The organism is Klebsiella sp. K5-45, from assembly GCF_030128605.1.
Lineage (GTDB): Bacteria > Pseudomonadota > Gammaproteobacteria > Enterobacterales > Enterobacteriaceae > Klebsiella > Klebsiella quasipneumoniae.
Genome location: NZ_JAKUZW010000001.1, coordinates 648,536 through 660,606, shown reverse-complemented (window position 1 = coordinate 660,606; position 12,071 = coordinate 648,536). Strand labels below are relative to the sequence as shown.

Genomic DNA, 12,071 nt, shown 5'->3' with positions numbered 1-12,071 from the left:
GCTTTCGGAATATTCCAGAAACCACAGCAGTAAGCATAATTCAAAATCTTGTCCTACACTTACTCACTCGATGGAATTAAGGGAGATAACGATGGCTAACCATGTGAACCGCAACAATTTTGACGATAACGCCGAAGATATTCATAACGATGTCAGCCAATTAGCGGACACGCTGGAAGAGGTGCTGAAATCGTGGGGCAGTGACGCGAAAGAGGAAGCGGAAGCGGCGCGTGCCAAAGCGCAGTCGCTGTTAAAAGAGACCCGCGCCCGCATTAATGGCCACAACCGGGTGCAGCAGGCGGCGCTGGATGCGCGCCAGGCAGCATGTGATGCGCTGGGCTGCGCCGATACCTACGTGCGCAATAAACCGTGGCACAGCGTGGGCGCCGCCGCCGCCGTCGGGGTATTTATTGGCGTATTGCTCAATTTACGTCGATAATAGCTATAGCGTTTGCTGCCGCCGCGCGATCAGCGTGCGGAAGCCCGCCTGCTTCACGGAAAGCAATGAAGATAACAAATACGCGTCAGCCCCTGCGCGCCTCTGGCCGCAGGGGTTTTTTACGCACCATCGGGTGTGACGCCGCCGACGCCGATCGCCTCCCCCAGCCGCCGGGCCAGCGCGCCAGCCATTGCCGGCGAGCGAATATTGGTAAAACTCATCAGTAATCCCCCCTCGCCGGCATGGCGCATCCGCCAGTCGCTCAACGCCTGTACCGCCAGCCCGGCCGCCACCGCCCGTTGGGCCAACAGGCGATCGTCGCCGCTAACCGGCATGACCAGCTGAATCCCCCCTTGCTGCGGCGTAACCTGAAAGCCCTGCGCCTGCAGAGCAGACTCCAGCCACTGCCTGCGCTGGCTGTAGCTGGCGCGCATTTTTTTCAGATGACGCCAGAAATGGCCCTGCTGGATAAAATCCGCCAGCGTCTGCTGCCACAGGGTGGGAACCGTACAGGGCTGGCGCTCCACGGTCTGCTGAAAGCGCGCCGCCAGCGCGCTCGGCACCACCAGCCAGGCGGTGCGCAGCGCCGGAAACATCGACTTGCTGAAGGTGCCCGCGTAGATGACCCGCTGGGGCGCATCAAGGCTTTTCAGCGGCGGCAGCGGTTTGCCGCGATAGCGAAACTCGCTATCGTAATCGTCCTCAATGATCCATGCGTCACGCTCCGCGGCCCATGCCAACAGCTGGCGACGCCGGGGCAGCGACAGCGCCACGCCCAGCGGACTCTGATGCGCCGGGGTGAGCAGGGCAAACCGCGCCTGCGGATGATGGCGCTGGCCCCAGGCGATATCCATCCCCTCGTCGTCCACCGGGATCGCATCCACCACCAGTTGCCCGGCCTCGACCACCGGGCGGATAAAGGGATATCCCGGATCTTCCATCCACATATGCTGCCCCGGCTGTGCCAGAGTACGCAGGATCAGGTTCATAGCGGTGGCATAGTTGCCGGCGATCAGCACCTGCTCCGGCTGACAGTCGATACTGCGCGACAGGCGCAGATAGTCGACGATCGCCTGACGCAGAAGCGGGTCGCCGCCGGGATCGCCGGGCGCCAGATCGAACCGCGACTGCGTGCGCAGCCGGCGCCCCATCACCCGCGCCCACAGCCCGCGCGGAAAGAGATCCAGCGCCGGGAGCCCCATCTGAAACGGCAACGGCTCCGCCGGCGCGGCAGGTTGCGCTGGCATTACCGGCGCCAGCTGGCGCGGACTGAGCCGTTCGCTGACAAAGGTTCCCGCCTGCCCGCGTCGCTCGAGCCAGCCCTGAGCGACCAGTTCGCCCCAGGCGTTTTCGATGGTCGCCCGGGAGACGCCCTGCTCCTGGGCAAACACCCGGCTGGCGGGCAGACGGCTGCCAGGAGCCAGTTCGCCCCGTTCAATGGCGGATTTCAGCTGGCGGGCAATACGCTGATAGAGAGGGAGGTGGCTGGCTTCCATTATGGTCTGCTTTTTTCATCACAATATGGCTATCTTTTGCAGTCCATTATAGTGCTATTTTGGCTGCCGTCTTAGAGAGGAGAACACCATGAGCCAATTACGTCAGCCATTCAGTGAACTAAGCCCGGAAGTCTATAAAGGGCTGGTGCAGGCCAGCCTCGCGCTGGAGAAAAGCGAGCTGGGCAGCGCCCTGGTGGAGCTGGTCTATTTACGCGTGTCGCAGATCAACGGCTGCGCCTTCTGCCTTGAGAAGCACAGCCAGGCGCTGCGCAAGGGCGGCATGGCGCAGAGCAAGCTGGATGCCCTGGCCGGCTGGCGGGTGAGCGACCATTTTACCCCTGCCGAACGCGCGGCACTGGCGTGGGCCGAGTCGGTCACCGACATCGCCGCCAGCCATGCGGAAGATGAGGTTTACCTGCCGCTGCGCGAACATTTTACCCCGCGTCAGATAAGCGATCTCACCTTCGCTATCAGCCTGATGAACGCCTTTAACCGCCTCGCCGTCGCCATGCGTCTGTAGTTTCGCGCAACCTTCCCCCTCCTCCGCCTGGCCATCCCGGCGGGGGAATTCTTTGCTAAAAACGCTATATATTGAGTGGTTGAAGTTTTAAATAACTACATCTAGTATTTCCTTATCGAATGGCCCACAACGTTCGACGCTACGTTTAGCGCCGTGCTGTTATCTTAAATGGAAATACGAATCATGCGCATTATTATTTACACTCGAAATGACTGCGTGCAGTGCCATGCCACCCGGCGAGCCATGGAGAGCCGGGGACTGGCCTTTGAAATGGTCAACGTCGACCAACAGCCGGATGCCGCCGACATCCTGCGCGAGCAGGGATTTCGCCAGCTGCCGGTGGTGATCGCCGGCGACCTGCGCTGGAGCGGCTTCCGCCCGGATATGATCAATCGCCTGCGTCCCTCCGTCGCGGCGGCCAGCGCATGAGCCTCATCGTCTACTTCTCCAGCCGTTCGGAGAACACCCATCGCTTTGTGCAGCGCCTGGGGCTGCCGGCGGTGCGCATCCCGCTGAACGAGCGTGAACATCTGCAGGTAGACGAGCCCTACATTCTCATCGTTCCCAGCTATGGCGGCGGCGGCACCGCCGGCGCCGTGCCGCGTCAGGCGATCCGCTTTTTAAACGACGTACATAACCGTCGACTGATCCGCGGGGTGATTGCCGCCGGCAATCGCAACTTTGGCGACGCCTGGGGGCGCGCCGGGGATGTCATCGCGCAGAAGTGCGCCGTGCCCTATCTCTACCGCTTCGAGCTGATGGGAACCCCCGACGATATCGATAACGTACGCAAAGGAGTCAGCGAATTTTGGCAACGACAACCTCAGAACGTATAACCGCCGCCGTGGATTTTCACGCCCTCAATGCGATGCTGAACTTATACGACAGCGAGGGCCGCATCCCGTTTGAGAAAGATCGCCAGGCGGTTGAGGCCTTTATGGCGACCCAGGTTCAGCCCAACACCCTCGCCTTTGCCAGCCAGGAGGATAAACTCAGCTGGCTCGTCCGCGAGGGCTATTACGATCCGCAGGTGCTGGCCGGCTATGACCGCGGGTTTGTGTTGGCGTTGTTCGACCATGCCCGGCGCGCCGCGTTTCGCTTCCAGACCTTCCTCGGGGCCTGGAAGTTCTACACCAGCTACGCGCTGAAGAGCTTTGATGGCAAACATTACCTCGAGGATTTCGCCGAACGCAGCGTAATGGTGGCCCTGACGCTGGCCCGGGGCGATGAACAGCAGGCGCGGCAGCTGACGGAGGAGATACTCAGCGGCCGCTTCCAGCCGGCTACCCCCACCTTCCTCAACGCCGGCAAACAGCAGCGCGGAGAGCTGATCTCCTGCTTCCTGCTGCGCATTGAGGATAATATGGAGTCCATCGGCCGGGCGGTGAACTCGGCGCTGCAGCTGTCGAAGCGCGGCGGCGGCGTGGCCTTTTTACTCTCTAACCTGCGCGAGGCCGGGGCGCCGATCAAGCGCATCGAAAACCAGTCCTCCGGCGTGGTGCCGGTGATGAAGATGCTGGAGGATGCCTTCTCCTATGCCAACCAGCTCGGTGCCCGCCAGGGGGCGGGGGCGGTCTGGCTGCACGCGCACCATCCGGATATTTTGCGCTTCCTTGATACCCGGCGTGAAAATGCCGATGAGAAAATCCGCATCAAAACCTTGTCGCTGGGGGTGGTGATCCCTGATATCACTTTCCAGCTGGCGAAAGAAGACGCGCAGATGGCGCTGTTCTCGCCGTATGATGTCGAACGGCTGTACGGCAAACCCTTCGCCGACTGCGCCATCGGCGACCTCTATCCGCAGCTGGTGGCCGACGAGCGGGTGGGCAAACGCTGGATCCGCGCCCGCGACCTGTTCCAGCGCCTGGCGGAGATCCAGTTTGAATCCGGCTACCCGTACATCATGTTTGAAGACACCGTGAACCGCGCCAGTCCAGTGGCCGGGCGGGTCACCATGAGCAATCTGTGTTCCGAGATCCTGCAGGTCAGTACGCCGTCCGCCTATAATGAAGACCTCAGCTATGCCCATATCGGGGAAGATATCTCCTGCAACCTCGGCTCGCTGAACATCGCCCATACCATGGACTCGCCGGATTTCGGCCGCACAATCGCCACCGCGGTGCGCGCCCTGACCGCCGTGTCCGACATGAGCCACATTCAGTCGGTCCCTTCTGTGGCGGCCGGCAACGCGGCCTCCCACGCCATCGGCCTGGGGCAGATGAATCTGCACGGTTACCTGGCGCGGGAAGGCATTGCCTACGGCAGCCCGGAGGGGCTGGACTTCACCAATATCTACTTTTACACCGTGACCTGGCACGCGCTGCACACCTCGATGCTGTTGGCTCGCGAGCGCGGTCAGCGCTTCGCCGGCTTCGAGCAGTCGCGCTACGCCAGCGGGGAGTACTTCGACAAATATCTGCATGAGGAGTGGCAGCCGAAAACCGCACGGGTCCGCGCGCTGTTCGCCCGCGCCGGCATCTCCCTGCCCGACCGGGAAAGCTGGCGCCAGCTGCGCGACGACGTCATGCGCTATGGCATTTACAACCGCTATCTGCAGGCGGTGCCGCCCACCGGCTCGATCTCGTACATCAACCATGCCACCTCCAGCATTCACCCGATCGTCTCGAAGATTGAGATCCGCAAAGAGGGGAAAACCGGACGGGTGTACTACCCCGCGCCGTTTATGAATAACGACAATCTGGCCCTCTATCAGGATGCCTACGAGATAGGGCCCCAGAAAATCATCGACACCTACGCCGAGGCGACGCGCCACGTCGATCAGGGGCTGTCGCTGACCCTGTTCTTCCCCGATACCGCCACCACCCGCGATATCAACAAGGCGCAGATCTACGCCTGGAAGAAAGGCATTAAGACGCTCTACTACATCCGACTGCGCCAGCTGGCGCTGGAAGGCACTGAAATTGAAGGCTGCGTGTCCTGCGCGCTGTAAGGAGATCAGGATGACCCATTTAACGCGCGTCAGCGCGATCAACTGGAACCGCATCGATGACGATAAAGATCTGGAGGTGTGGAACCGTCTCACCAGCAACTTCTGGCTGCCGGAGAAAGTGCCGCTGTCGAACGACATTCCCGCCTGGCAAACCCTCAGCGCGGCGGAGCAGCAGTTGACCATTCGCGTTTTTACCGGGCTGACCCTGCTCGACACCATTCAGAACACCATCGGCGCGCCGGCGCTGATGGCGGACGCCCTGACCCCGCATGAGGAGGCGGTGCTGTCGAACATCAGCTTTATGGAAGCGGTTCATGCTCGCTCTTACAGCTCCATCTTTTCCACGCTGTGCCACAGCAAGGAGGTGGATGCCGCCTTCGCCTGGAGCGAAAGCTGTGAGCCCCTGCAGCGCAAGGCGCAGCTGATGCTGGGCTACTATCAGGCCGACGAGCCGCTGAAGAAAAAAATCGCCAGCGTGTTCCTCGAATCCTTTCTCTTCTACTCCGGCTTCTGGCTGCCGATGTACTTCTCCAGCCGGGGAAAACTGACCAACACCGCGGATCTGATCCGCCTGATCATTCGCGATGAAGCGGTGCATGGCTATTACATCGGCTACAAATATCAGAAAGGACTGGAGATCGTCAGCCCCGGCAAGCGCGAAGAACTGAAAAATTTCGCCCTCGATCTGCTGATGGATCTTTACGACAACGAGCTGGCCTACAGCCGGGAACTGTACGGCGAGAGCGGCTGGTTCGACGACGTTAGCGCTTTCCTGTGCTACAACGCCAACAAAGCGCTGATGAACCTCGGCTACGAGGCGCTGTTCCCGGCGGAGATGGCGGCGGTTAATCCAGCGATCCTCGCGGCGCTGTCGCCCAACGCCGATGAAAACCACGACTTTTTCTCCGGTTCTGGCTCCTCCTACGTGATAGGAAAAATGGAAGAGACCGCCGACGACGACTGGGACTTTTAACCGTACTTTCACCAGGAATATCGCGACCGAATTCCTGGTGATCTATTTCGCAGAAAAGTGGGTTCATCTGTCAAATATTCTCTCCATGGCCTAACCGTCATCATCCCGTCATATTTAGCAGAAAACTGGTCTATTTCAGTCGAATTATCCAGAGATAATCAAAAAATATTACCCACAACAAATTACCGCTCAGCCCTTATATCACGGGGGCTGCGCCGCCATGTCCCTCACTCCATTTTGCCGAGAGTTTGTCATTAAGGGTTGTCACAGAATCTGAGTATGTTAGGGTGTAAAAAGATCATAATCACCATTGGGTACCGTATCGCAATAAACAAATAACAGGAACTTCTCTATTGCATGGCAATTAAATTAGAAATTAAAAATCTTTATAAGATATTTGGCGAGCACCCTCACCGTGCTTTCAAATATATTGAGAAAGGACTCAACAAAGCGCAAATACTGGAAAAAACGGGGCTGTCGCTTGGCGTCAAAGACGCCAGTCTGGCCATTGAAGAAGGCGAGATATTCGTCATCATGGGGCTCTCCGGTTCGGGGAAATCCACCATGGTTCGCCTTCTCAATCGCCTGATTGAACCCACCCGCGGCCAGGTGCTGATTGACGGGGTCGATATCGCGAAAATGTCGGACGCCGAGCTGCGCGAGGTGCGTCGTAAAAAAATTGCGATGGTTTTTCAATCCTTTGCACTGATGCCGCACATGAGCGTGCTCGACAACACGGCGTTTGGCATGGCGCTTGCCGGCGTCCCGGCCGCTGAGCGAGAGCAAAAAGCGCGGGAAGCGCTGCGGCAGGTGGGGCTGGAGAATTATGCCCACGCCTGGCCGGATGAACTCTCTGGCGGGATGCGTCAGCGCGTCGGTTTAGCCCGCGCCCTGGCGATTAATCCCGATATTCTGTTAATGGATGAAGCCTTCTCCGCGCTCGATCCGCTCATTCGCACCGAAATGCAGGATGAGCTGATCAAATTACAGGCTAAGCATCAGCGTACCATTGTCTTTATTTCCCATGACCTTGATGAAGCCATGCGAATTGGCGATCGTATCGCCATTATGCAAAATGGCGAAGTGGTTCAGGTCGGCACTCCGGATGAAATATTGAATAATCCGGCCAATGATTATGTCCGCACCTTCTTCCGCGGCGTCGATATTAGCCAGGTCTTCAGCGCCAAAGATATTGCCCGTCGTAGTCCGGTCGGCCTGATTCGTAAAACGCCAGGTTTTGGCCCCCGCTCAGCGCTGAAATTATTACAGGATGAAGACCGGGAATATGGCTATGTCATCGAGCGTGGTAATCGCTTTGTCGGGATTGTGTCGATCGATTCTCTGAAAACCGCGCTCAGCGCCGGCCAGGGGATCGAGGCGGCGCTGATTGACGCCCCGCTGGCGGTGGAGGCGCAAACGCCGCTCAGCGATCTGCTCTCCCACGTCGGCCACGCCCCGTGCGCCGTCCCGGTGGTGGATGAAGAACAACAATATATTGGCATCATTTCCAAACGAATGTTGCTCCAGGCTTTAGATCGCGAGGGGGTGAATCATGGCTGATCAAACCAATCCGTGGGACAGCGCCCCGACAACCGACAGCGCCGCCCAGGCTGCAGACGCCTGGGGTGGCGCTTCTACTGCCGCGCCGACCAATGGCGGCGGCGCCGACTGGCTGCACAGCGCCCCGGCGCCGCAGCCGGAACAGTTCAATATCATGGATCCGTTCCATAAGACCCTGATCCCGCTCGACAGCTGGGTGACCCACGCCATCGACTGGATCGTGCTGCACTTCCGCCCGCTGTTCCAGGGGATCCGCGTGCCGATCGACTACATTCTCAGCGCCTTTCAGCAGCTGCTGTTGGGAATGCCGGCGCCAGTGGCGATTATCGTCTTCGCGCTGATCGCCTGGCAGATCTCCAGCCTCGGCATGGGGGTCGCCACCCTGGTATCGCTGATTGCCATTGGCGCCATCGGCGCGTGGTCGCAGGCGATGGTCACCCTGGCGCTGGTCCTCACCGCCCTGCTGTTCTGCATGATCATCGGCCTGCCGCTGGGGATCTGGCTGGCGCGCAGTCCGCGGGCGGCGAAAATTATCCGCCCACTGCTGGATGCCATGCAGACCACGCCGGCCTTCGTCTACCTGGTGCCGATCGTAATGCTGTTCGGCATCGGCAACGTGCCCGGCGTGGTGGTGACGATTATCTTCGCCCTGCCGCCCATCGTCCGTCTGACCATCCTCGGGATAAACCAGGTGCCTGCGGATCTGATCGAAGCGTCGCGCTCATTTGGCGCCAGCCCGCGCCAGCTGCTGTTTAAAGTTCAGCTGCCGCTGGCGATGCCCACCATTATGGCCGGGGTTAACCAGACGCTGATGCTGGCCCTGTCGATGGTGGTGATCGCCTCGATGATCGCCGTCGGCGGTCTTGGCCAGATGGTGCTGCGCGGCATTGGTCGCCTGGATATGGGCCTGGCCACCGTCGGCGGCGTGGGGATCGTGATCCTGGCGATTATTCTTGACCGCCTTACCCAGGCCGTCGGCCGCGACGCCCGCAGTCGCGGCAACCGCCGCTGGTACACCACCGGCCCGCTGGGGCTTCTCACTCGCCCTTTCTGTCGATAAGTCGATAACAGCGCCGCTCCCCGGCACCAGCCGATGCCGGGGGGCCGCCCTTCCCGTTAAACAATAAGAGGAACCACCATGCGACATAGCACGATGATGGCCACCGCCGCCTTTGCCACCCTGATCGCCACCAGCGCCTTCGCCGCCGACCTGCCGGGCAAAGGCATTACCGTCAAGCCGGCCCAGAGCACCATCTCCGAAGAGAGCTTCCAGACCCTGCTGGTCAGCCGCGCGCTGGAGAAGCTTGGCTACACCGTCGAGAAACCGAGCGAAGTGGACTATAACGTTGCCTATACCTCGATTGCCGCTGGGGATACCACCTTCATCGCCACCAACTGGCAGCCGCTGCACGATGACATGTACGCCGCGGCGGGCGGTGATAACAAATTTTACCGCAAGGGGGTATACGTCTCAGGCGCCGCCCAGGGCTATCTGATCGACAAAAAAACCGCCGAGCAGTACCACATCACCTCCATCGATCAGCTCAAAGATCCGCAGATCGCCAAACTGTTTGATACCAACAACGACGGCAAAGCGGACCTCACCGGCTGCACCCCTGGCTGGGGCTGCGAAGCGGTGATTAACCACCAGATTGACGCCTATGGCCTGAGCAAAACCGTCACCCATAACCAGGGCAACTACGCGGCGATGATGGCCGACACCATCGCCCGTTATAAAGAGGGTAAACCGGTGCTCTACTACACCTGGACGCCGTACTGGGTTAGCGACGTGCTGAAGCCTGGCAAAGATGTCGTCTGGCTGCAGGTGCCGTTCTCCTCCCTGCCGGGCGAGCAGAAAAACATCGATACCAAACTAGCCAATGGCGCCAACTATGGATTCCCGGTCAACACCATGCACATTGTCGCCAACAAAGCCTGGGCGGAGAAAAACCCGGCCGCCGCCACTCTGTTTAGCGTCATGAAGCTGCCGATCGCCGACATCAATGCCGAGAATGCGATGATGCACGAAGGCCATGCTTCTGAAGCCGACATTAACGGTCATGTTGATGGCTGGATCAAGGCCCACCAGCCGCTGTTCGACAGCTGGGTGAAAGCCGCCCTCGCCGCGCAGCAGTAACCCGCTCCCGGATAAGGCCCGACGCCTTATCCGGGCCCCCTTCCCCGCCTTTCATCCCGTCTGGGTCAGGGAAAAGCGGATTGCGGGCATTTTCATAGTGTTAAGGCGCGTCGCGCTCTGTTAAGGTGGGGACATCGGTCAATTTGCCACCTTCACATGGATCCAGCGATAAGTTATTCATATGGAAAACCCCGCGCCCTTAACCTGTGCCTTATCTGAACGTGTCGCCACCGTCGGCGAAGGCATTAAAGACAGTCTCCCCATCGTCATCAGCTACCTTCCGGTGGCATTCGCCTTCGGACTCAATGCCACCCGGCTGGGTTTCACCCCGCTGGAAAGCCTGTTTTTCTCCTGCATCATTTACGCCGGCGCCAGCCAGTTTGTGATCACCGCCATGCTGGCCGCCGGCAGTTCGCTGTGGGTCGCCGCCCTGACGGTGATGGCGATGGACGTACGCCACGTGCTGTATGGACCCTCGCTGCGCAGCCGCATTCATACCGCGCTGAACAAAAAGAAAACCGCCCTCTGGGCCTTCGGCCTGACCGATGAGGTTTTCGCCGCCGCCACCGCCAGGCTGGTTCGCGACAACCGCCGCTGGAGCGAAAACTGGATGCTCGGTCTCGCGTTCACCTCGTGGGCATCGTGGGTGTGCGGCACGCTGGCCGGCGCCTGGTCCGGCAACGGCCTGCTGGTGGATTATCCGGCGGTGGAAGCCGCGCTCGGCTTTATGCTGCCGGCGCTGTTTATGAGCTTCCTGCTGGCCTCTTTCCAGCGCCAGCAATCCCTGTGCGTCACCGCGGCGCTGGCGGGCGCCCTGGGTGGCATTCTGTTATTTTCCATTCCGGCGGCGATCCTTGCCGGGATTGTTTGCGGGTGTCTGACGGCGCTGGTCCAGGCCATGCTGAAGGGGATGCCGGATGAACAGTGAGGTCCTTCTGCTCGGGGTGATTGTCGGCGGCGTGAACTATCTGTTTCGCTATCTTCCCCTGCGTCTGCGCGCGGGCCATGCCCGGCCTGCCCGCCGTGGCCCGGTCAGCGTGCTGCTGGATACCATCGGCATCGCCTCGATTTGCGCGCTGCTGGTGGTCTCCAGCGTGCCGGAGATCCTCGCCGATGCCCATCGTCTGGCGCCGACGCTGATCGGCTTCCTGGTGCTGGGGGGCGCCTTCTGGAAAACCCGCAGCATTATTATCCCGACCCTCCTGTCGGCGTTGGCCTACGGTCTGGCCTGGAAAATCGCCAGCGGGCTCTAAGCTTTACGTATCAATTTTGGTCAATAATTCATTTGATTTATTTGTCACAATAGTTATTATATCGGCTGTAATTAATGAGGTCATACCCAAATGGATAGTTCGTTTACTCCCATTGAGCAAATGCTCAAGTTCCGCGCCAGCCGCCATGAAGATTTCCCGTTCCAGGAGATTCTGTTAACTCGTCTTTGCATGCATATGCAAGGTAAGCTGCTGGAAAATCGCAATAAAATGCTCAAAGCGCAGGGAATTAACGAGACATTATTTATGGCGCTGATTACGCTGGAGTCGCAGGAAAACCACAGCATTCAGCCGTCCGAGCTGAGCTGTGCGCTGGGCTCGTCGCGTACCAACGCCACCCGTATCGCTGATGAACTGGAAAAACGCGGCTGGATTGAACGCCGCGAGAGCGATAACGATCGTCGCTGTCTGCATCTGCAGCTGACCGAAAAGGGCCATCAGTTTTTGCGTGAAGTCCTGCCGCCGCAGCATAACTGCCTGCATCAGCTGTGGTCTTCACTCAGCACCAGCGAAAAAGATCAGCTCGAACATATTACCCGCAAACTCCTGAGCCGCCTTGACCAGATGGAAGAAGAAGGCGTGCTGGCGGACTCTCTACGCTAAGGGCGGCGTCGCTCAGCCCATTTTTACGTTGCAAGGAAAACAGCCAGGCCAGCAGATCTCTGCTGGCCTTTCTGATAAACAGGTCGGCTCAGCCGATGTGAAATAATAAGATCGTGGAGAAT

Annotated in this window: 13 protein-coding genes; 12 read left to right on the top strand and 1 reads right to left on the bottom strand. The window is 59.5% G+C overall.

Going from position 1 to position 12,071, the window contains the following annotated elements:
* Positions 1-91: 91 nt before the first annotated feature.
* Positions 92-439, top strand: coding sequence for a DUF883 family protein (locus MKS11_RS03330; protein WP_004205716.1), 348 nt, complete (start codon positions 92-94; stop codon positions 437-439).
* Positions 440-558: 119 nt separating this feature from the next.
* Here MKS11_RS03330 and MKS11_RS03325 read toward each other — a convergent pair whose 3' ends face one another.
* On the bottom strand, positions 559-1,935 hold the full coding sequence (locus MKS11_RS03325; RefSeq protein WP_048295419.1) for a PLP-dependent aminotransferase family protein: 1,377 nt from the start codon (positions 1,933-1,935) through the stop codon (positions 559-561).
* Between the two features lie 88 nt (positions 1,936-2,023).
* On the opposite strand from MKS11_RS03325, the gene MKS11_RS03320 reads away from it, so the two are divergent.
* The 11 genes from MKS11_RS03320 to mprA all read left to right on the top strand — a co-directional run bounded on the left by MKS11_RS03320 (position 2,024) and on the right by mprA (position 11,949).
* Complete coding sequence (locus MKS11_RS03320; protein WP_004205714.1) at positions 2,024-2,455, top strand: carboxymuconolactone decarboxylase family protein; 432 nt, start codon at positions 2,024-2,026, stop codon at positions 2,453-2,455.
* Between the two features lie 183 nt (positions 2,456-2,638).
* Positions 2,639-2,884 carry a glutaredoxin-like protein NrdH gene (gene nrdH, locus MKS11_RS03315; RefSeq protein ID WP_004205709.1) on the top strand — a complete coding sequence of 82 codons (246 nt, stop codon included), beginning with the start codon at positions 2,639-2,641 and terminating at the stop codon, positions 2,882-2,884.
* On the top strand, positions 2,881-3,291 hold the full coding sequence (gene nrdI, locus MKS11_RS03310; protein ID WP_004205706.1) for a class Ib ribonucleoside-diphosphate reductase assembly flavoprotein NrdI: 411 nt from the start codon (positions 2,881-2,883) through the stop codon (positions 3,289-3,291). Before nrdH ends, nrdI begins: the two co-directional genes overlap by 4 nt.
* Positions 3,264-5,405, top strand: a complete 2,142-nt coding sequence (gene nrdE, locus MKS11_RS03305; protein WP_048295421.1) for a class 1b ribonucleoside-diphosphate reductase subunit alpha — start codon at positions 3,264-3,266, stop codon at positions 5,403-5,405. The genes nrdI and nrdE overlap by 28 nt, the downstream gene beginning before the upstream one ends.
* 10 nt (positions 5,406-5,415) lie before the next feature.
* The gene (gene nrdF / locus MKS11_RS03300; protein ID WP_004205704.1) at positions 5,416-6,378 is read left to right on the top strand and encodes a class 1b ribonucleoside-diphosphate reductase subunit beta; all 963 of its coding nucleotides are present in this window, start codon (positions 5,416-5,418) and stop codon (positions 6,376-6,378) included.
* A gap of 357 nt (positions 6,379-6,735) precedes the next feature.
* On the top strand, positions 6,736-7,938 hold the full coding sequence (gene proV, locus MKS11_RS03295) for a glycine betaine/L-proline ABC transporter ATP-binding protein ProV (protein WP_002914328.1): 1,203 nt from the start codon (positions 6,736-6,738) through the stop codon (positions 7,936-7,938).
* Positions 7,931-8,998, top strand: coding sequence for a glycine betaine/L-proline ABC transporter permease ProW (proW, locus tag MKS11_RS03290; protein ID WP_048295423.1), 1,068 nt, complete (start codon positions 7,931-7,933; stop codon positions 8,996-8,998). The genes proV and proW overlap by 8 nt, the downstream gene beginning before the upstream one ends.
* A 78-nt stretch (positions 8,999-9,076) precedes the next feature.
* Positions 9,077-10,075 (top strand): glycine betaine/L-proline ABC transporter substrate-binding protein ProX, encoded by a 999-nt coding sequence (gene proX / locus MKS11_RS03285; RefSeq protein ID WP_023290755.1) that lies wholly within the window; start codon positions 9,077-9,079, stop codon positions 10,073-10,075.
* A 181-nt stretch (positions 10,076-10,256) separates the two neighbouring features.
* The gene (locus MKS11_RS03280) at positions 10,257-11,003 is read left to right on the top strand and encodes an AzlC family ABC transporter permease (protein ID WP_004205700.1); all 747 of its coding nucleotides are present in this window, start codon (positions 10,257-10,259) and stop codon (positions 11,001-11,003) included.
* The gene (gene ygaH, locus MKS11_RS03275) at positions 10,993-11,328 is read left to right on the top strand and encodes an L-valine transporter subunit YgaH (RefSeq protein WP_004205699.1); all 336 of its coding nucleotides are present in this window, start codon (positions 10,993-10,995) and stop codon (positions 11,326-11,328) included. Before MKS11_RS03280 ends, ygaH begins: the two co-directional genes overlap by 11 nt.
* Before the next feature lie 90 nt (positions 11,329-11,418).
* On the top strand, positions 11,419-11,949 hold the full coding sequence (gene mprA / locus MKS11_RS03270) for a transcriptional repressor MprA (RefSeq protein WP_002914337.1): 531 nt from the start codon (positions 11,419-11,421) through the stop codon (positions 11,947-11,949).
* Positions 11,950-12,071: the final 122 nt, after the last annotated feature.

Bases quoted from the DNA above. Each gene is read 5' to 3' on its own strand.
- MKS11_RS03330 (WP_004205716.1), top strand. From the start codon at position 92: ATGGCTAACCATGTGAACCGCAACAATTTTGACGATAACGCCGAAGAT.
- mprA (WP_002914337.1), top strand. From the start codon at position 11,419: ATGGATAGTTCGTTTACTCCCATTGAGCAAATGCTCAAGTTCCGCGCC.
- proW (WP_048295423.1), top strand. From the start codon at position 7,931: ATGGCTGATCAAACCAATCCGTGGGACAGCGCCCCGACAACCGACAGC.
- proX (WP_023290755.1), top strand. From the start codon at position 9,077: ATGCGACATAGCACGATGATGGCCACCGCCGCCTTTGCCACCCTGATC.
- nrdH (WP_004205709.1), top strand. From the start codon at position 2,639: ATGCGCATTATTATTTACACTCGAAATGACTGCGTGCAGTGCCATGCC.
- ygaH (WP_004205699.1), top strand. From the start codon at position 10,993: ATGAACAGTGAGGTCCTTCTGCTCGGGGTGATTGTCGGCGGCGTGAAC.
- proV (WP_002914328.1), top strand. From the start codon at position 6,736: ATGGCAATTAAATTAGAAATTAAAAATCTTTATAAGATATTTGGCGAG.
- MKS11_RS03320 (WP_004205714.1), top strand. From the start codon at position 2,024: ATGAGCCAATTACGTCAGCCATTCAGTGAACTAAGCCCGGAAGTCTAT.
- nrdI (WP_004205706.1), top strand. From the start codon at position 2,881: ATGAGCCTCATCGTCTACTTCTCCAGCCGTTCGGAGAACACCCATCGC.
- MKS11_RS03280 (WP_004205700.1), top strand. From the start codon at position 10,257: ATGGAAAACCCCGCGCCCTTAACCTGTGCCTTATCTGAACGTGTCGCC.
- nrdF (WP_004205704.1), top strand. From the start codon at position 5,416: ATGACCCATTTAACGCGCGTCAGCGCGATCAACTGGAACCGCATCGAT.
- MKS11_RS03325 (WP_048295419.1), bottom strand. From the start codon at position 1,935: ATGGAAGCCAGCCACCTCCCTCTCTATCAGCGTATTGCCCGCCAGCTG.